This window comes from Specibacter cremeus, from assembly GCF_003946885.1.
GTDB classification, from domain to species: domain Bacteria; phylum Actinomycetota; class Actinomycetes; order Actinomycetales; family Micrococcaceae; genus Specibacter; species Specibacter cremeus.
Genome location: NZ_RWKQ01000024.1, coordinates 1 through 19,567, shown reverse-complemented (window position 1 = coordinate 19,567; position 19,567 = coordinate 1). Strand labels below are relative to the sequence as shown.

At 67.9% G+C, this 19,567-nt stretch carries 16 protein-coding genes, 2 tRNA genes and 1 riboswitch; all 18 genes read left to right on the top strand.

Going from position 1 to position 19,567, the window contains the following annotated elements; genetic code table 11:
* Positions 1-81 precede the first annotated feature (81 nt).
* Positions 82-3,633, top strand: coding sequence for an Rne/Rng family ribonuclease (locus EJC77_RS10840; protein WP_125612485.1), 3,552 nt, complete (start codon positions 82-84; stop codon positions 3,631-3,633).
* Between the two features lie 272 nt (positions 3,634-3,905).
* Positions 3,906-4,004, top strand: a riboswitch (TPP riboswitch).
* A complete protein-coding gene (locus EJC77_RS10835) occupies positions 3,999-5,510 on the top strand; it encodes a bifunctional hydroxymethylpyrimidine kinase/phosphomethylpyrimidine kinase (RefSeq protein ID WP_240630119.1) in 1,512 nt (503 codons plus the stop codon). Its footprint overlaps the riboswitch before it by 6 nt.
* A 356-nt stretch (positions 5,511-5,866) precedes the next feature.
* Complete coding sequence (gene rplU / locus EJC77_RS10830; RefSeq protein ID WP_125612575.1) at positions 5,867-6,175, top strand: 50S ribosomal protein L21; 309 nt, start codon at positions 5,867-5,869, stop codon at positions 6,173-6,175.
* 65 nt (positions 6,176-6,240) lie between these two features.
* Positions 6,241-6,498, top strand: a complete 258-nt coding sequence (rpmA, locus tag EJC77_RS10825) for a 50S ribosomal protein L27 (protein WP_125612483.1) — start codon at positions 6,241-6,243, stop codon at positions 6,496-6,498.
* Positions 6,499-6,603: 105 nt separating this feature from the next.
* A complete protein-coding gene (gene obgE, locus EJC77_RS10820) occupies positions 6,604-8,211 on the top strand; it encodes a GTPase ObgE (RefSeq protein WP_125612481.1) in 1,608 nt (535 codons plus the stop codon).
* Entirely contained in the window at positions 8,201-9,331 is a 1,131-nt protein-coding gene (proB, locus tag EJC77_RS10815) for a glutamate 5-kinase (protein ID WP_125612479.1), read from the top strand. The genes obgE and proB overlap by 11 nt, the downstream gene beginning before the upstream one ends.
* Before the next feature lie 126 nt (positions 9,332-9,457).
* Positions 9,458-10,765 carry a glutamate-5-semialdehyde dehydrogenase gene (locus EJC77_RS10810; protein ID WP_125612477.1) on the top strand — a complete coding sequence of 436 codons (1,308 nt, stop codon included), beginning with the start codon at positions 9,458-9,460 and terminating at the stop codon, positions 10,763-10,765.
* A gap of 58 nt (positions 10,766-10,823) precedes the next feature.
* On the top strand, positions 10,824-11,072 hold the full coding sequence (locus EJC77_RS10805) for a hypothetical protein (protein ID WP_125612475.1): 249 nt from the start codon (positions 10,824-10,826) through the stop codon (positions 11,070-11,072).
* Complete coding sequence (gene nadD / locus EJC77_RS10800) at positions 11,035-11,730, top strand: nicotinate-nucleotide adenylyltransferase (RefSeq protein ID WP_125612473.1); 696 nt, start codon at positions 11,035-11,037, stop codon at positions 11,728-11,730. The genes EJC77_RS10805 and nadD overlap by 38 nt, the downstream gene beginning before the upstream one ends.
* 7 nt (positions 11,731-11,737) lie before the next feature.
* Positions 11,738-13,432 carry a hypothetical protein gene (locus EJC77_RS10795; protein WP_125612471.1) on the top strand — a complete coding sequence of 565 codons (1,695 nt, stop codon included), beginning with the start codon at positions 11,738-11,740 and terminating at the stop codon, positions 13,430-13,432.
* Between the two features lie 24 nt (positions 13,433-13,456).
* A complete protein-coding gene (gene rsfS, locus EJC77_RS10790; protein ID WP_125612469.1) occupies positions 13,457-13,846 on the top strand; it encodes a ribosome silencing factor in 390 nt (129 codons plus the stop codon).
* Positions 13,843-14,604 (top strand): histidine phosphatase family protein, encoded by a 762-nt coding sequence (locus EJC77_RS10785; RefSeq protein WP_240630113.1) that lies wholly within the window; start codon positions 13,843-13,845, stop codon positions 14,602-14,604. Before rsfS ends, EJC77_RS10785 begins: the two co-directional genes overlap by 4 nt.
* 124 nt (positions 14,605-14,728) lie before the next feature.
* Positions 14,729-14,801: transfer RNA gene (locus EJC77_RS10780), tRNA-Ala, on the top strand.
* A 1-nt stretch (position 14,802) separates the two neighbouring features.
* Positions 14,803-14,878, top strand: a tRNA-Ala gene (locus tag EJC77_RS10775).
* On the top strand, positions 14,839-15,039 hold the full coding sequence (locus EJC77_RS21350) for a type I restriction enzyme endonuclease domain-containing protein (RefSeq protein ID WP_125612571.1): 201 nt from the start codon (positions 14,839-14,841) through the stop codon (positions 15,037-15,039). The genes EJC77_RS10775 and EJC77_RS21350 overlap by 40 nt, the downstream gene beginning before the upstream one ends.
* Positions 15,040-15,043: 4 nt before the next feature.
* Complete coding sequence (locus EJC77_RS10765; RefSeq protein ID WP_125612569.1) at positions 15,044-16,903, top strand: ATP-dependent nuclease; 1,860 nt, start codon at positions 15,044-15,046, stop codon at positions 16,901-16,903.
* 12 nt (positions 16,904-16,915) lie between these two features.
* Positions 16,916-18,637: a UvrD-helicase domain-containing protein gene (locus EJC77_RS10760; protein ID WP_240630121.1), complete on the top strand. Its 1,722-nt coding sequence runs from the start codon at positions 16,916-16,918 to the stop codon at positions 18,635-18,637.
* 137 nt (positions 18,638-18,774) lie between these two features.
* Positions 18,775-19,488 carry a hypothetical protein gene (locus EJC77_RS10755; RefSeq protein ID WP_125612465.1) on the top strand — a complete coding sequence of 238 codons (714 nt, stop codon included), beginning with the start codon at positions 18,775-18,777 and terminating at the stop codon, positions 19,486-19,488.
* The last annotated feature ends 79 nt before the right edge of the window (positions 19,489-19,567 follow it).

Sequence of the window (19,567 nt, the reverse complement as noted above, 5' to 3'; positions counted from 1 at the left end):
CCAAGGCCCGCGGGTCTTGGCAAATTAGCCCTCCGGGGCGTCGGATGTGGCGGCGTACCGGGGGCCGGAGTGACACCACAAATGGATAAAGACCAGCCCACCACAGCACCGGCAGCGGACGCTGCAGCAACAAGCACGACGCCGGTACCCGCCGACGCCGTCGGCGCCGCCACCGCGGCCCCCAAGAAATCGACGCGCACCCGCCGCGCCGGCACCAGGAGTGCCGCGGCCGAGTCCGCGCCGGCACCGGCAGCCCCCGTGGCAACGCCGAACGATGCGGACGCCGCCGGGACTCCGGCCAAGGCCCCCGCCAAGCGGGCCCCGCGACGTCGTGCCACCGCCGCCGTGGCCAGCCCGGCGCCCGTCGCCAGCGCCGACACGGCCACCGACACGCCTGTTCAAACAGAGCCCGTCGCAACGAAACCGGCCACGCGCACGACCCGGCGTCGTGCCACCGCCGTTGCGGAGCCAGTCGCCGAGGCTCCGGCCGAGGCCCCGGCCGGCGCATCCCCGGCGGAGAACTCCGCCGCGGCGACGCTCCCGGTCGAGAAAGTGATCGAGTCAGTGGACGAGACACCGGCCAAGGCACCCGCCAAGCGGGCCCCGCGGCGCCGTGCCACCTCCGCCGTAGCCACGGCCGCCGTCGAATCCCCGACCGCCGGCGCACCCGAAACCGCGGAGGTGCCGGCAGCCAAGGCCCCCGTGAAACGCACGACGCGCCGTCGCGCCACCGCCACGGCCACGGCGGACGCCACCGGGGCGAGCGCGGCGTCCGCGGAAGTCCAGACCCCGGCACCCACCGCACTCGCGGACGCCGGCGCGGAGGCGGCCGAAGCCCCGGCCAAGCCGGCCCGGAAGGCCCCGGCCCGCCGTCGCAAGCAGGCCGCGGAGGCCCAGGAGGAAGTCCGGGACACGGCCGCGCCGCTTGTGACCTCCGGCGACGGTCCCACCGGCGAACCGGTGACAGGGGAACCGGCAATAGGGGAACCGGCAACCGAGGGCGCGACCGCCCAGGCGACCACCCAGGCGAGCACCGACGCCATGCCCGCCGCCGAGGCGTTGTTCCAGGCCCCGGCCGCCGGGATCTCGGTCCTGTTCCAGGCGCCGGACCTGAGCCTGGCCGTGCCGGTGCCGGCGGTGTCCGGCGGGGAGGAAACCGGAGCCGAAGAAACGGAAGCCGAGGACGAGACGGCCGAGGGGGGCCGGAGGCGCCGCGGCCGCAACCGCGGCCGGCGCAGCCGCCCGGCCGGTGGCGATGAAGCCGACGGCGACGCCGAGCCCACCGGTGACGGCGAGGCGAACGCGACGGACAACGACGGGGTGACGTCCCGGCGTCGTCGGCGCCGGCGCCGCGGCGAGGCGGACCTGGAATTGACCGGCGGCACCGACGAGGACCCGCCCAACACGGTCACGAAGGTGCGCGCGCCGCGCACCCCGGCGGATTCGTCGTTGATCGCGTCGAACCGGGTGACCAGCCTGCGCGGTTCCACCCGCCTGGAGGCGAAGAAGCAGCGGCGCCGCGATTCCCGCGACTCCGGCCGCCGCCGCACCGTCATCACCGAGGCCGAGTTCCTGGCCCGGCGCGAATCCGTGGACCGCGTCATGGTGGTCCGCCAGCGCGACAACCGCATCCAGATCGGCGTGCTGGAGGACGGCGTCCTCGCCGAGCACTTCGTGTCGAAGACGCAGCAGGATTCACTGATCGGCAACGTCTACCTGGGCAAGGTCCAGAACGTGCTGCCGAGCATGGAGGCGGCGTTCGTGGACATCGGGCGTGGCCGCAACGCCGTGCTGTACGCCGGCGAGGTCAACTGGGACGCGGCCAAGCTCAACGGCCAGCCGCGCCGCATCGAGAATGCGCTCAAGTCCGGCGACACCGTGCTCGTCCAGGTCACCAAGGACCCGGTCGGCCACAAGGGCGCCCGGCTGACCAGCCAGGTGTCGCTGCCCGGCCGCTACCTGGTGTACGTGCCCGGCGGCTCGATGACCGGCATCTCCCGCAAGCTGCCCGACGTCGAACGCAACCGGCTCAAGCGCGTCCTCAAGGACCACCTGCCCCAGGACGCCGGCGTCATCGTGCGCACCGCCGCCGAGGGTGCCAGCGAGGAGGAGCTGACCAACGACATCAACCGGCTGCGTGCCCAGTGGGAGGGCATCAACTCCCGGGCCACGTCCACGAAGACGCTGGCCCCGGAGATGCTGTACGGCGAACCGGACCTGACCATCAAGGTGGTCCGGGACGTGTTCAACGAGGACTTCTCCAAGCTGATCGTCTCCGGCGACGAGGCGTGGGACACCATCGAGGCGTACGTGACGTACGTGGCCCCGGACCTGCTGGACCGGCTCGAGAAGTGGACGAAGGACGAGGACATCTTCGCCTCACATCGCATCGACGAACAGATCGCCAAGGCCCTGGAACGGAAGGTGTTCCTGCCCTCCGGCGGCTCCCTCGTCATTGACCGCACCGAGGCCATGACCGTGGTCGACGTCAACACCGGCAAGTTCACCGGCTCCGGCGGCAACCTCGAGGAAACCGTCACGAAGAACAACCTGGAGGCGGCCGAGGAGGTCGTACGCCAGCTGAGGCTGCGCGACATCGGCGGCATCATCGTCATCGACTTCATCGACATGGTGCTCGAATCCAACCGCGACCTGGTGCTGCGCCGGCTCGTCGAGTGCCTGGGCCGGGACCGGACCAAGCACCAGGTCGCCGAGGTGACCAGCCTGGGCCTGATCCAGATGACCCGCAAGCGCATGGGAACCGGCCTGCTCGAGGTGTTCGGCGAGCAGTGCGAGACCTGCGCCGGCCGCGGCGTGGTCACGCAAGACGTCCCCGTGGAGCACCGGCGCGCCAACACCGTGGCGGCCGACGCGCACCACGCCCAGGTCCGGCATGACGGGCACCGCGACAATGAGCGCCCCGCCAACCGGTCCACGCGCAGTGAACGCAAGCGCAACCGCAACGCCCGCAACCAGAATGCGGCGGAGGAGACCGCGGTCGCGTCGACCGTCCAGCCCGCGTCGATCGACGAGGGCAGCGCGGAGAAGGCCAGTGCGGCCCGTGCCGCGTTCGCGAACATTGCGGCCGCGGCCGCCGCGGCGCACCACGACCCCGATCACCATGACGCCGACCAGCACGACAGTGGCCGGCACGGCACGGCGCCGGCTCCAGACGCCGCCGAACCGGTCGTGGAGGTCCCGCCGGTGCAGCCGTTGCCGACGACGCTGGGCGATCTGGCCACCCTGTCACTGGGCGGGGAGCGGATCGAGCTGCCCCGCGGCCACCAGCACGAGTCAGCCGCGACGCTCGACAAGGCCGCGGTCCTGGCCGACCTGACGCAGGCACTCGACCAGCTGGCCGGCGCACCCGGCCATGGCGACGAGCAGGCTTCCGCCGACTCCTCCCGTTCGCGGTCACGCCATGGCCGCCGCAACCGCAGCGCCAGGAGCGCCCAAGGCGGTGCCGACACGGCCGTTGAGGTCGGCGCCGACGGCGGCCGGGGCCCGGCACGGGGGACCGCCCAGCCATCCGTGCAGCACAGCAGCGCGGCGCCCACGCCGGCTGCCGTGAGGAAGCCGGCGGCGGACGCGCCGATCATCCTCGGTGTCGGGGTGCCGGCCGCCGATCTCTAGGAGTCCCGGTGGGCGGGCCCGCCGGTGGTCGAGCTTGTCGGTGGTCGAGCTTGTCGAGACCCTGCCGGTGATTTCGACAAGCTCAATCACCGGGGCGGTGGTCGAGCTTGTCGAGACCCGGGGTGATTTCGCTCCCCAGCCGCTCCCCGCCCTCGCAAGCTCGGGCGGGGCCCCTCGCGGCCGTGGCCCCAAGCTCAATCACCGCAGGCGGTGATCGAGCCTGTCGAGATCCTGGACAAGTTCGACGGCCGGGGCGCTTTCGCGTTAAGCTTGCCAACGACACGGGGTGCCGCGACAGACGGTCCGGCTGAGAAAAGACCCGTTGAACCTGTCCGGCTAGCACCGGCGAAGGGATGTCCGCACCCATGATTTCCACGCCCATGAACTCCGTCCCGCATGTGCTCAGCATCGCCGGCTCCGACCCGTCCGGCGGCGCCGGCATCCAGGCGGACCTGAAATCCATTGCCGCCCAGGGCGGTTACGGCATGGCCGCCGTCACCGCGTTGACCGCGCAGAACACGCAGGGCGTGCGCGCCGTCCACGTCCCGCCCGCCGACTTCCTCACCCGGCAACTTGAGGCGATCAGCGACGACATCAGCGTCGATGCCGTGAAGATCGGCATGCTCCCGGACGCGGCGGTGATGCGCGCGGTCGGCGACTGGCTCGCGAAAACCCGGCCCGCCGTCGTCGTGCTTGACCCGGTCATGGTGGCCACCAGCGGCGACCGGCTGCTGGCGCCGGAGGCGGAGGCGGCCCTGGGCGGGCTGCTGCGGCACGTCCACCTGGTCACACCCAACCTGCCCGAGCTCGCCGCGCTGCTGGGCACACCCGAGGCGGCCACCTGGGAGGAGGCGCTGGAGCAGGGCAAACAGTTGGCGGTCGGCGCCGACGTGCGGGTCCTGGTGAAGGGCGGCCACCTCACCGGCGACCAATGCCCCGACGCGCTGGTCGCCCCGGACGGCTCGGTGCAGGAATTCCCGGCCGCGCGCGTCGACACCCGCAACACGCACGGCACCGGCTGCTCGCTGTCCGCCGCGGTGGCGACTGTCCAGGCACGCGTGGGGGAATGGACGACGGCGGTGCGCACCGCCAAGACGTGGCTCACCGGTGCGCTGGCGACGTCGGCGGAGCTCGAGGTCGGGCACGGGCACGGCCCCGTCAACCATTTCCACGCCCTGTGGGCGAGCGCGGCCCCGGCCGGTGACGAGTTCAGCCGCGAACTGTGGGACGGCATTGGCGGCATCCGTGACGGCATTTTCGAGTTGCCGTTCATCAAGTCCCTGGCCGACGGCACACTGGACCGCGGCGCGTTTGAGTACTATCTCGGCCAGGACGCCCTGTACCTGAACGCGTATTCGCGCGTGCTGGCCCGGGCCGGCCAGTTGGCCCCCACCGACGCCGAGCAGCGGTTCTGGGCCGGCGGGGCGCTGAACTGCCTCGAGGTCGAGCTGGCGCTGCACAAATCATGGCTCGGCGACACGCCGGGCGGCCCGGGCGCCGGGCTGGTGCAGGGTCCGGTGACGAAGGCCTACGTCGACCACCTCCTGGCGGTGGCGGCGATGGGCAGTTACGGCGAGGTCGTCGCGGCCGTGCTGCCCTGCTACTGGCTGTACTCGGACGTCGGGGCGGTGTTGCACGCCGAGTACCGGGCCGCCCATCCGGAGGGCGGCCACCCGTACGGGTCCTGGCTGGACACGTACGCCGACGACGCGTTCGCCGAGGCGACCCGCACGGCCATCGGCATCCTGGACGCGGCGGCCCGGCGCGGCTCGGCGGACGACCGCGACCGCATGCGCCAGGCGTTCACGCATTCCTCGCGGTTCGAGCTGGAGTTCTTCGACGCGCCGCGCCGGCACGCGGCGCCGGGCGGGTCGTGATTAACGCCACGGGGCCGCGCCGGGCCGCACCGGCGCGTCATGCGGCGGGCGCGGCCGGGCCGTGTAGTGTTGACCTGCACGGTTCCTTCGGCTTGCCGGGGAGCCTGCCTCATTTGCGGCCGAAGCGTGATTTAGCGTATTCTTGTTCTTCGGTGCTTACGCCAACACAGGGCAATCACTCCTTGGTAGAACCCCATTGAGGTCCACGGCGTTGAGGCACATGTGTGGCCGGCCAGGCAATTCCATTCATGGTTGCGGGCTGGGCACGGCCGGAATTCGTCATCCTGACACGCAGTCATCATGACAGGCGCCGGCAGATAAACTTTGTAACAACGTCGAGAGAAGTGAGTTCCCCAGTGGTGTACGCGATTGTCCGCGCAGGCGGCCGCCAAGAGAAGGTTTCCGTCGGAGACTACGTGACCATGAACCGCGTTCCCGGTGGAGTCGGCAGCACCCTTGAGCTGCCCGCTTTGCTCCTGGTTGATGGTGAGACGATCACCTCCGCCGCCGCGGACCTGGCCAAGGTCAAGGTTACGGCCGAGAAGCTGGAGGATCTTCGTGGACCGAAGATCGTCATCCAGAAGTTCAAGAACAAGACCGGCTACAAGAAGCGCCAGGGCCACCGCCAGGAGCTCTCGAAGGTCAAGATCACCTCGATCGCCTAGTAGCCGACCGGCTAGTGGCAATTCAGTCGATCCGTTCGTCGTCATCAAAAAGGTAGGCATTTCAAATGGCACATAAAAAGGGCGCGAGCTCCACTCGCAACGGTCGTGATTCCAACGCACAGCGCCTCGGCGTGAAGCGCTTCGGCGGCCAGTCGGTCAACGCCGGCGAGATCCTGGTCCGCCAGCGCGGCACGCACTTCCACCCTGGCAAGGGTGTGGGGCGTGGCGGCGACGACACGCTGTTCGCCCTCGAGGCCGGCGCCGTCCAATTCGGCACCGCCCGTGGCCGCCGCGTCGTGAACATCGTCGCGGCTGCGCAGTAGCAATCTAGATTCATCCAGTGGAGCGGGCCGCACGGCCCGCTCCACTGGTGTTTAAGCTGCCCCACTAGACTGGGGGCAGGCATCATCAATTGCAAGGAGATTTCATTGGCCAGCTTTGTGGACCGGGTGGTTTTGCACGTATCCGGCGGGACAGGCGGCCATGGCTGCGTCTCGGTCAAACGCGAGAAGTTCAAGCCGCTCGGCGGGCCCGACGGCGGCAACGGCGGCGACGGCGGCGACGTCATCCTGCGTGTCAGCTCGCAGACCACGACGCTGCTCGACTACCATCACGCACCGCACCGGCACGCCGGCAACGGCGGCCCCGGCATGGGCGACTGGCGCAACGGCAAGGTGGGGGAGACGCTGATATTGCCCGTCCCCGACGGCACGGTTGTCAAGACGAAGTCCGGGGAAGTGCTGGCCGACCTGGTCGGCGAGGGCTCGGAGTACATTGCCGCCGCCGGCGGCCAGGGCGGGCTGGGCAATTCGACCCTGTCCTCGCAGAAGCGCAAGGCGCCCGGCTTCGCCCTGCTCGGCATCCCTGGCGACGCGCGGGACGTCGTGCTGGAACTCAAGTCCATCGCGGACATCGCGCTGGTCGGCTTCCCGTCCGCGGGCAAGTCGAGCCTGATCGCGGCCATGTCCGCCGCCCGCCCCAAGATTGCCGACTACCCGTTCACCACGCTCGTGCCCAACCTCGGTGTCGTGGAGGCCGGCGACGTGCGTTTCACCATCGCGGACGTGCCGGGCCTGATCGAGGGCGCCAGCGAGGGCAAGGGCCTGGGACACAACTTCCTGCGGCACGTGGAACGCTGCGCCGCGCTGGTCCACGTGCTCGACTGTGCCACGCTCGAGGCCGATCGCGACCCGCTCGGCGACTTGGCCGTCATCGAGGCCGAACTGGACCGTTACGCCGTGGACATGAGCTACGCCGGCGTTGACGGCGACGTCGTCCCCCTCAACGCGCGGCCCCGGCTCGTGGCGTTGAACAAGGTCGACACGCCGGACGGCCGGGACATGGCCGAGTTCGTCCGGACCGATCTGGAATCCCGCGGGTACAAGGTCTTCGCCGTCTCCGCCGCCAGCCACGAGGGGCTACGCCAGCTCGGCTTCGCCATGGCCGAGATCGTCAGGGAGGCCCGCGCCGAGTTGCGGGCGGCCCCGCCGAAGGTGGCCCCGCCCGTCCTGCGGCCGCGCGCCGTCAACGAGGCCGGGTTCACCATCCGCCGCGAGGAGAAGAACCTGGAGCCGCTGTTCCGGGTCCTCGGCGACAAGCCCGAGAAATGGGTCATGCAGACGGACTTCACGAACGAGGAGGCCATCGGCTACCTCGGTGACCGGTTGAACAAGCTCGGCGTGGAGGCGAAGCTGTTCAAGGTCGGCGCCAAGCCCGGCGACACCGTCGTCATCGGCGAGGATGACGGCATGGTGTTCGACTGGGAGCCGACCATGATGGGCGGCGCCGAGAACCTGGCCGGCCCGCGTGGCACCGACCTGCGCATCGCCGACCTGGGCGAGCGCCCCACCCGCGTCCAGAAGCGCGAGGAGCAGCAGGACCGCCGTGCCGCGAAGGCCGCCGCCCGGGACGAGCTCGAGGCCGAGCGCAAGGCGGGCATCTGGACCGAGTCGACGAACCGGAAGAACAAGCCCAAGGCGCAAGCCCTCGCAGAGGAGCTGGCGGCCGCGGAGCTGGGCGCCGACGATGAATCCTGAGATCCGGGACCGGGCCGACCTGGCCCGCGCCTCCCGCATCGTCGTCAAGGTCGGCTCGTCGTCGCTCACCTCCGTCGAGGGCGGCATCTCCGAGCCGGCCATGGTGGCCCTGGTGGACGTGCTGGCCGCCCGCCGGCTCGCCGGCACCGAGGTGATCCTGGTGTCCTCGGGCGCCATCGCCGCCGGGCTCTCCCCGCTGGGCCTGGCCAAGCGGCCCCACGATCTGGCCACGCAGCAGGCCGCCGCGAGCGTCGGCCAGGGGCTGCTGATGGCCAACTACAACGCGGCGTTCAGCGGCCACGGGGTCACCGTGTCGCAGGTCCTGCTGACGGCCGAGGACCTGGCCCGGCGCACGCAGCACGTGAACGCGCACAGGGCGCTGGAACGGTTGCTGCACCTGGGCGTGGTGCCCATCGTCAATGAGAACGACACCGTGGCCACCCACGAGATCCGGTTCGGCGACAACGACCGGCTGGCCGCGCTTGTCGCCCACCTGGTCAAGGCCGACGCGCTGGTGCTGCTCTCGGACGTGGACGCACTGTACGACGGCCCGCCGCGGCAGGGCGCGCGGCGCATCAGCCGGGTCGGCTCGCCGGAGGACCTGGAGGGTGTCGTCATCGGCAGCGCCGGCAAGGCCGGGGTCGGCACCGGCGGCATGGCCACCAAGGTGCATGCCGCCATGATCGCCGCGGAGACCGGCATCCCGGCACTTGTCACGTCCACGGCGAATGCGGCCGCCGCGCTGGGTGGTGCGGACGTGGGAACCTGGTTCAGCATCAATGGCGCCCGTCAGCCGGTGCGCATGCTGTGGCTGGCGCACCTGGCCGACATCCGCGGCCGGCTGGTGCTCGACGACGGCGCCGTCCGGGCCGTGCGGGAACGGCACAAGTCGCTGCTGCCGGCCGGCATCACGGAGGTGCGCGGTACGTTCGACGCCGGCGACGCGGTGGAGATCGCGGATGCGGCCGGGTCCGTGATCGCGCACGGCCTGGTCAACTACACCGCGGACGACCTGCCGCAGATGCTGGGCCGCTCCACGAAGGAGCTGGCCAGGGAACTGGGCCGCCAGTTCGAGCGCGAGGTGGTCCACGTCGACGACCTCGTGCTGATCGGCACGTGACCCGGTGGTCGAGCTTGGGCCCACGGCCGCGAGGGGCCCCGGCCGAGCTTGCGAGGGTGGGGAGCGGCTGGGGAGCGAGACCCGATCACTGACAGGCTCAATCACCGGGTGGCCTAGAATTGGACCATGACCGCCCAAACCGTTGACGACGCTGCCAAAGACGACGCTGCCGCCCACGACACCGAGCACGCCGTCCACGCCATTGCCGATGCCGCCCGCGAGGCGTCCCGGCCGATGGCGCGCGCCAACCGCGCACTCAAGGATGCCGGCCTGCTGGCCATCGCCCACGCGCTCACCGCCCACCAGGACACCATCCTGGCCGCCAATGCCGAGGACGTCGCCGCTGGGCGCGCCAACGGCACGACGGCGGCACTGCTGGACCGCTTGACGCTCAGCGCCGAGCGGGTCGCCGGCCTCGTCGCGGCCTTGGAGAACCTGGCCGGTCAACCGGACCCGGTGGGCACCGTGGTGCGAGGCCAAACCCTGCCGAACGGGCTGCGCATGCGCCAGGTCAACGTCCCCCTGGGCGTCGTGGCCGCCATCTACGAGGCCCGGCCCAACGTCACCGTCGACATCGCCGGACTGGCGCTGAAGAGCGGCAACGCCGTCATCCTGCGCGGCGGCTCGGCCGCGGCGCACACCAACAAGGCGCTCGTGGCGATCCTGCAGGACGCCCTCGAATCCGTCGGGCTGCCGCGGAACGCCGTGCAGTCCGTGGACGACTACGGCCGTGCGGGCGCCAACGTGCTCATGCGTGCCCGCGGCCGGGTCGACGTGCTCATTCCCCGGGGCGGTCGCGACCTGATCCAGACGGTGCTGAACAACTCGACCGTCCCCGTGATCGAGACCGGTGAGGGCAACGTGCACGTCTACCTGGACGCGTCCGCGGCCGAGCAGATGAGCGTGGACATCCTGCTCAATGCCAAGACCCAGCGGCCCAGCGTGTGCAACACCGTCGAGACGCTGCTGGTCAACAAGGACTGCTCCGTGCTGCCCGCCGTCGCCGCCGCATTGGCGGGCGCCGGGGTTCGGCTGCACGTGGACGAGCGCATCCGTGCCGCCCTGCCGGCCGATCTGCCCAGCACCCCGGCGACCGACCATGACTGGGCCACCGAATACATGGACCTGGACCTGGCCGTGCACATGGTCGACTCCCTCGACGAGGCCGTGGCGCACATCCGCCGCTGGAGCACCGGCCATACGGAGGCCATCGTGACGAACGACCTGGCCAACGCCGAACGGTTCATCGCCGAGATCGACTCGGCGGCGGTCATGGTCAACGCCAGCACCCGGTTCACCGACGGCGGCCAGCTCGGGCTCGGCGCGGAGGTCGGCATCTCCACGCAGAAGCTGCACGCCCGCGGACCGATGGGCCTGACCGAACTGACCACGACCAAGTGGATCGTGCAGGGCGAGGGGCAGGTTCGCGCCTGACCGGCGCTTCCACGTACCATTAGAGGGATTCTTTGCAACGTACCCAAGGGGAGATGACATGCTGACCCAGCTAGCCGCCGTCGTAAGTGCCGCCGAGGCCGTGCACGAGGAGCCGTGGCCGCTGATCGCGCCGCCGTTCGTCATCGGCGCAACCATGCTGGCGATCTTCCTGTTCCTGGCGTTCATCACGTTCTCGTTCTCCAACCTGGGCAACCGCCACGAGGCCACGACGGAGCATTCCGACCCGCACCGCCAGCACACCAACAAGCATGACCACGGCCAGGGCCAGGCAGTCTCCAATCATTAGGACTGCTGATCGGGCGCCTTCACCGGAAGGCGCCCGTCTTCGCGTCGGGGTGATGGGTGGCACCTTTGATCCAATCCACCACGGGCACCTGGTCGCCGCCAGCGAGGTGGCCGCCGTGTTCGACCTGGACGAGGTCGTGTTCGTCCCGACGGGCGAGCCGTGGCAGAAGTCGAGCCGGCTGGTCAGCCCGGCCGAGCACCGGTACCTGATGACGGTCATCGCGACTGCGGCGAACCCCCGGTTCACCGTCAGCCGTGTCGACATCGACCGGCCGGGGCCGACGTTCACGATCGACACGCTGCGCGACCTGCGCCGCAGTCGCCCGGAAGCGGACCTGTTCTTCATCACGGGCGCGGACGCCATGGCCCAGATCATGTCGTGGAAGGACAACGAGGAGCTCTGGAACCTGGCGCACTTTGTCGGTGTGACGCGCCCGGGTCACGTGCTCGACGACCTGGGCCGCTCCGACGTAAGTTTGTTGGAGGTCCCGGCCATGGCGATTTCGTCGACGGACTGCCGTCGGCGCGTCCGTGAGGCAAACCCCGTCTGGTACCTGGTGCCCGACGGCGTGGTGCAATACATCGCCAAGTACGGCCTGTACCAGGATCCCGCAAGCGCGGTGGGGACCAACCTGCCGGTTACGACTAGTACTGAATGAGTAGTTGATGAGTGAGGATTCGGAGCCGATTCGCAGCCGCAGGCAGATGCGGTCGGCCGTGACGGACCAACAGGGCAGCGGTGGGGGCCACCCCGCCACGCCCTCCTCCGGCTCGCCCGAAAACACCTCACCGGCTGCCGGAGGCGCGGAATCGTTGCGCCGCAGCCGCCGGGTCGCCGCGACACCGCCGGACGTGCCGGCGATCGTGCCGCCGCAATCGGCTCCCGCTCCGGCGGTGCCGGAGTCGGCCCAGCCCATCCGGAACGACGACGGCGCGCAGGTGGCGCGCGAACGGTCATCGCAGACTCGGGCCAGGGACCGGGCCGCGTTGCGCGCCTACAAGGAGCTGGCCGAACCCGCCGGGGAAGAGGAGCCGCTGCCGTCCAGGCGTGCGCTGCGCCAGGCGCAGCTGGAGGCCGACAGGGCGCCCATCACCAGCGTCAACCCCGTGGTCCCGCCCGCGAATGCGGCCTCCCCGGCCACCGGACGGGTGCAGATTGTTCCGCCAACGGGGCGCGTCCCGATCGTTCCCGCCGCGGCGACGGTTCCGGCCGTGCCCGCTGTTCCATCGGCGCCAGCCGTTTCGCCGGCACCCGCCGTTTCGCCGGCGCCCGCCGCGGCGCCGAGTGTCCCGGTGACCCGCGTTCCCGCCGGACCGGTCCCAACCGCCGAGGCGGCCGGGCCCACCCCAAGACCTGTGGCCGGTTCGAGTGCGCCGGCCGAGGCGGAACCGCCGGCCGGACGCGCCCGGCAGGGGCGGCGTGCCGCCGGCGCCCGCCCCGATGCCCCCGCCGCCGTGGAACATCATTCGGCCACGCATGCCGGGTCGCTTCCGGTGCTGCCGGCCGCCGGGGCCGGTCCGGTCGGGGGAGCCGCCAAAGCCGGCGCCGGCGCCCCTCCGGCCGCGGGGGCCAAGCCCGCGCTCGTGCCGGGCGGGGCCTACCACCCGGTGTCCGTGACCATCCCGGTTGCCACGCCCACGGCGGAGGAGCTCAAGGCCCTCGCTGAGGCCCGTGCGCTTGCCGAACGTGCCGCCATCCTCAATGAGCGGGCGCAGGCCCGGGAGCGGCTGGCGCGGGAGAGCGCCAGCACCCGCAAGCCGGGCAGTGATCCGACGGCCGTGAACAACCTGGCCATGGTGACGCCGTTGGAATTCGTCGACGTCCCCGGCGTGGACCGGCCGGTGCTGCGGCCCCCGGGCACGTCGCATGTTCCCGTCGTGGCCAGGCCGCAGTCGCGCCAACTGCCGGTGGCCCGCACCGCGCGTCCCCGCGTCACGGGGGAGGCGGGCCGCGCCGCGAAGTCGGGCCCGCCGTCGTCCAGGTTGTCGGCACGGCCGTCAGGGGCGTCGGGACCGTTGGCCGACGCGTTTGACGCCGCCCTGAAGACCAACGTGAAGAAGCCGGTGACGGGCAGCCATGGCCACACGCTCAAGCGGGCCGCCGAGGTGGTGCAGACGGTGCCTGCCGGGAAGCCGCGCACGGTTGCGCCCGGTGCGGACGCCGGGCGGCCGGAACCGATGCGGTCCCAGATGCCGCCACTGCCGGCGGACAACGCCCTGGGGATCGAACCGCTGGACGCGGTCACGGCCGGGTTGGGGCGCTCGCAACGCAACCTGCTGGTGCAGTGGGGCTCGGTCGTGGTCGGCGGGGCGGCGCTGGTCGCCGGAATCATATTCATCATCACTGCCTTGGCCCACTAGCGGGCAACCAATCAAAGGATATTCATGACTGCAACCGAAACGTCGATCGAGCTGGCACGGACCGCGGCGAAGGCCGCATCGGACAAGCTTGCCGAGGACATCATCGCCCTGGACGTCAGCGAACGGCTGGCCATCACGGACGTGTTCTTCATCGCCTCCGCCCAGTCGGAGCGCCAGGTCAACGCGATAGTGGACGGCATCGAGGAGGAGCTGCTGAAGCAGGGGCGGCGGCCCGTGCGCCGCGAGGGCCGGTCCGAGGGCCGCTGGGTGCTGCTGGACTACGTCGATGTGGTGGTGCACGTCCAACACACGGAGGATCGCATCTTCTACGCCCTTGAGCGGCTGTGGGCGGACTGCCCGGTCATCGACCTGGAGCTCGAGGATGCCAAGCCGTCCGCCGGGGCTGCCGGGTGACGGTGGCGTCGCCGCTGAGTGAACAACCCGCCGGCCTCCGCCGGCGGGTTGTCTTTTGGCGGCACGGCCAGACGGACTGGAACGCGGCCGGCCGGTTCCAGGGCCAGACGGACATACCGTTGAACGACGTCGGCGCCCGCCAGGCGGCACGCGCGGCGCGGCTGCTTGCCGGCCATTTGGCCGACCACCACGGGCGGCATACGGACCGGCCGGGCGCGTGGGCGGGCCACGTGCGCATCATGAGTTCCGACCTGCGCCGCGCACGGGACACGGCGGGCGCGCTGGCCGGCTTGACCGGTCAACATGTGTATGAGGATGCCCGGCTGCGCGAGACCAACGGGGGTGCGTGGGAGGGGCTGTCCTTCACGGAACTCCAGGAGCGCTACCCCGCCGGTGTCCGGCTGTGGCAGCGGGACGATCCGACCTCGCGGGCCGGCGGGGGAGAGACGCGCGTGGAGGTTGCCGGACGCATGATTGAGGCGGTCTCCGAGGCCGTCGCCGCCTTGCCCGCCGGCGGATCGCTCGTCGTGGCCACGCACGGCGGCTCATCCCGGGTGGGGCTGGCGCAGTTGTTAGGGTTGCCGGCGCCGCTGTGGCGGTCGCTGTCCGGGTTGTCGAACTGCCACTGGTCCGTGGTCGAGGAAATCGAGCCTGTCCTTGACGGTTCCGTGGCCTGGCGGCTGCTGGAGCACAATGTGGGCACCCTGCCGGACCCCTACGAGCTGCCCGAGGAACTGGCCGAAACGCCCGGCGGATAGGGGCTTGTGCGGCCCCGTCCGGGAGCGGCGGCGGTCGTGTGGGACTCGATTTGGCAGCGGCGTTTATCGTGTCATAAGATAGACAAGTTGCTCCGGCCGCGAACACCGGACCGGGCAACTGTGAGGGGCTGTGGCGCAGCTGGTAGCGCACCTGCATGGCATGCAGGGGGTCAGGGGTTCGAGTCCCCTCAGCTCCACGGGGGTATGGCGCAGTTGGTAGCGCGTCTGCATGGCATGCAGAAGGTCAGGGGTTCGAATCCCCTTACCTCCACCACGATTGACTGGAACCTTAAGGACTCAGTTCGTGCGGCAATGCGGTCCAAGGTTCGCCGCTTGCTTGCCCGCTATGACTACCCACCGGATGCCGAGGCAAAAGCGATCGAGTTGGTGCTGGAACAGGCGGAGCTGTTTGCTGCGAATGGAACGGGGGCGTAGCGGAATGCGTGTGAGAGTACTCGAGATCGAAAACTTTCGTGGCGTTGCGACAGGGCGTGTCGTCTTCCAGCGGCACACGCTGCTGGTTGGCGGGAACAACATCGGCAAATCGACGGTTTGTGAAGCGCTTGAACTGGTGTTGGGACCGGAACGTATGTACCGTCGTCCGGTTATCGACGAGCATGATTTTACTCACGGTGACTACCTGAGTGATGCCGAAAACCCACGAGAGATCGGTGTTCGAGCTGTTCTGACGGACCTTTCCAACGAACAGCTGCTCCGTTTCTTCCAGCATCTCCGGCGATGGGACGACACCACGCTCTCCTTCGTTGACGAGGAATCCGGCGGTCTCCAGGCCGCTGATGACGAGGGAACGGTCTGGGCGCTCCCCGTCATCTTCATCGGGCGCTACGACCGTGAAGAAGACGACTTCGTAGGTGAAACGTTCTTCGACCATCCGGTTCCTGAACTGGACGAACTCGACGATGAAGAACGCACATCGCTCGGAGAAGGCCGGGCAGCGTTCACCCGCGCACACAAGCGCCTCTGCGGATTCGTCTACCTCCGCGCCCTACGCACCGGGTCGCGAGCGCTCAGTATGCAGCGTGGTTCCCTGCTCGACACCATCCTCCGGCTCGGTGGTGAGGGAGCCGCTGAAATGTGGAGTGATGCACTTGGCGCGCTGAAAGATCTTGACCCCGCGATCGGAGAAATCGAGCAGCTCAAGAGCATTCGAGAAAATATCCGCACGCGTCTCGGCAAGTTCGTCAACCTGGCTCCCGGAGATAACTCGGCAGCCTTCTTTGCATCAGATCTCACACGTGAACACCTGCGCGAAGTTGTCAGGCTTTTCGTTGCTACCCAGCCAAGCAATCACTCGGTGCCGTTCGCCAAGCAAGGCACTGGCTCTATCAACCTGCTGGTCTTTGCGCTGCTCACGATCATCGCGGACCTCAAGGAGGACCAATCGGTCATCTTCGTGATGGAGGAACCGGAGATCGCGCTCCCGCCCCACACCCAGCGGCGAGTCACGAAGTACGTCGTGCAGCAAATGGGCCAATCGATCGTCACGTCGCACTCGCCGTACGTCATCGAGCAGTTCGACCCGGAGAACGTAGTCATTCTCTCCCGTGACGGCGAGTCCTTCACGGGCACCCCCATTGACACCACGAACGTGAAGCCCAAGACGTATCGTGCGCAGCGCCGCCAGTTCGCTGAGGCGATTCTGAGCCGTGCTGTGTTCGTTCTCGAGGGGCAGACGGAACTGGTCACGGTGGAGGCAGTGTCGTCCGCGCTTGAACGATTCCACGATGGATACTCACATATTGACCTCACTGGGGTTTCCCTCTTTAACGCAGGCAATGACCGTGAAGCTCCGAAGTTCGGACCGATCTTCAAGTCACTCGGCAAGCGGGTATACGGCATGCGAGATCAGCCGAACGCGCCCGACCCAGCGGATGCCGCCGAAAATATGAAGGTCTTTGACGAGTTCTGGGAATCGCCAGAGCTAGGTATCGAGCAGATCCTTGTGAAGCAGGTTCCTGCGCGAGTGCTACGAAGCTTCCTTGACGAAGTCGTACAACGCGACGATTACCCGGCCAACTGCCCCTATGAGGCTGGCCATGTTTCCGATGCCGATCTGGCTAGTGTCGCGGCAAAAGTACTGAAGGCTCGCAAGGGGGATAACTTCGGCTTCGGATACACGGGCATCCTCATCGACCAGTGTCAGTCTGAAGCCGATCTGCCGGCCTTCATTCGGGACGCCCTTCTCGTTATCGATGAGCAGCTCAGCGCAGAAGCCGAACTCGCCTTGGACGATGAGAGTCATGCAATGCAGTCAGCCTCTGCGGAGCCAGAGGAGTAGGCCCTCGTGGAGATGCAGCTCTCTGAGACGGCTCAGGGTGCCCTCAGCCATGACTGCCCGGTACTGGTGCTAGGAGGGCCTGGTTCCGGGAAGACCACGCTGTCGCTCTTGAAGGCTCAAGCGATGCTTCCTGATCTACAGCCCGGTCAGGAGATCCTCTTCATTAGCTTCTCCCGTGCCGCTGTTCGACAGGTCGAGATCCGCTGCAAGGACATCTTGCGTTCCGAAGAGCGACGTCAGATTGCTGTCCGCACCTACCATGCGTTCGCGTTGGATATCTTGCGAGCTCATGGTCGCCTGCTTACGGGACACACCCCTCGCATCATCTATCCCGGCGAGGAGAATCTGGCGAAGGCCTCGTTCGAAGGAAATTGGGATGTCGAGGCCGAACGACTTGCTTGCGACGAAGGTCGTTACGTGTTCAGTCATTTCGCTGAGGCTGCTGCCCGGTTGGTCACGAGCGCTACATCGGTTGCATCCCTGATCGCGAATAAGTACCCAGTGATCATCTTGGACGAGTTTCAGGACACTGACGACGCACAGTGGGCGCTCGTTAAAGCGCTTTCGGAGCGGTCGAAGACGGTATTCCTGGCCGATCCTGATCAGCGGATCTTCGACTACGACGACCGGGTAGATCCGGAGCGCCTCAACCAACTACGTGCACACCTCAGCCTTGCCGAGTTTGACCTCACCGGGGAGAACCACCGAAGCCCAGACGCGGGCATCCTGCAATACGCCAACGCGGTCCTCACCAACCGTCCTCTTCCAGAAACGAAGGACGTAACCACGCATCTCTACTGGGGTAAAGCCTTTGACAGCACTGTGCACGCGGGAGTTATCTGGATGTTCTCTTCGCTGCGCAAAGCAGGCATCGCACACCCGTCAGTTGTCGTGCTCGCACGGACCAACCTACTCGTGGGGCAGCTATCAACGATTCTTGGGCAGGAACATACCTACCAAAAGAAGACGATCAAGCCCGTCGATCACGACGTCCTCTGGGACGCCGATCTCACCGCCGCCGCCGCGCTGGTTGTAGCTTCTATCCTGGAATGGCCAGGGCAGCCAAAAGATGCCGCGCTCGGCCAGACATTCGACCGAATCGCAAACTACTTCGACGCGAAGAACGCATCGAACCCGAGCAAGTCCGCCCGGGAAGCCAGCGAAAAATATAGAACGGCTGCAGAGCGAGCTCGCGGTGGCGAGAAGCCGCGCCTGACCAGCACCAAAGTTCTCACTGCTGCTTGCGAGAACGGATTGAAGCTACAAGGCGACCCGTCCAGAGATTGGCTTCAGGCGCGTGATCTACTCGACGCCGGAAAAGACCTGTCTGACCTCTTGTCGAACGCCAAGTTTGTTCGGCTGTTCCGTGCTACCGACGAGATTGGTAGCCGCCTCGCTTCGGCGTGGGATCGACGCGGTAGCTATGGATCCGCCATCGATCTCGTGCGCCGGGCGCTTGAGGTAGGTAAACTCCAGTCCGATCATCGTGATCCCAGAGGCTGCATGCTCATGACCATCCACAAAGCGAAAGGTAAGGAATTCGACGGTGTCCTGCTTGTTGAAGGGCAATTCCAGGGCAGCTTTTTCCGCGAGAACGATACTAAAGCTGATAGGGCGGCAGCACGCCGCCTGCTTCGGGTCGGCATTACACGTGCACGGCACCGAGTCGCGCTCATTCGCCCCCAGGGTGCTCCGGCTCTCGTCTATCAAGAGGGAGTATCAGCATCCGCGTAGATATCGCGAAGCTGGTCAGCGGGCGGTGGCACCGTGAATCATCGATCCAGGCAGCATGACCCGGCGCTGGATCGGGATTGGATGTCGGAAGTCGCCTGTACCGTCAGAGCATCAACCACGAGTGAAAGAGGAACACGATGTCATCTGACAGCTACCCCTACCCTGTGGCGGTCTCTCGGCTCAGTGAGGGTGAGACTTCACGCGAACCTCAGAACGCGCGCGCTATCAAGTGGTTGCTTGACCAGTCTGGCGGTTCGATCGTGGTGGTGACCCCGCGGAAGGACTTCGATGGCGCGAGCCTCAAGAGACTGGTGGCGGATCCGCGAGTCATGCACCTGAGCTGGCGTGGATTCTCGACCGGTTCGCGCTCTGGACATCGAGTGCTCTACGCCTGGCCAGACCGCCAGCACCTGAACGACCTCTGGGACGTCGGAGCGGATGCGCTCGTTGTCATCGAGTGGGACGATCAGGATACTGCTGAGTGGATCAGCGAGGCCAACCCCGTCCAGCTCTTCAACGGTCACGCAGTGCAGCCCGCCGCTGAAGCAGAAGGACCGGGCGCAAGTGAATCGCTGCCCAACGGCGTTGAGGGGATCCTCGATTACGTCGCCAGCATGGCGGCGGGCTACTCTTCGGGGTTGAAGTGGAACGAGGAGGACAAGCTCAAGGCGGACATGATGAACCGTCCGGATCGATGGGTGCCGATCACTGTTGAGCAGGTGCGAGCCAAGTGCCGTGAGCTCGGAATGCGACCGAACGACATCGACACGATCGCTGGCTATCTCCAGCGCAGGAAAGATGGTCGTCGCTTCAACGTGCGCAGCTCTTACCGCGATTTCCAGTTCAACTAGTGTAGTGTCTCAGTTTTGCTTGGCGGCTTGAAGTGCGACGCGGCCGCGGTTGACTTTTTCGAGGATGGATTCGGCGGTC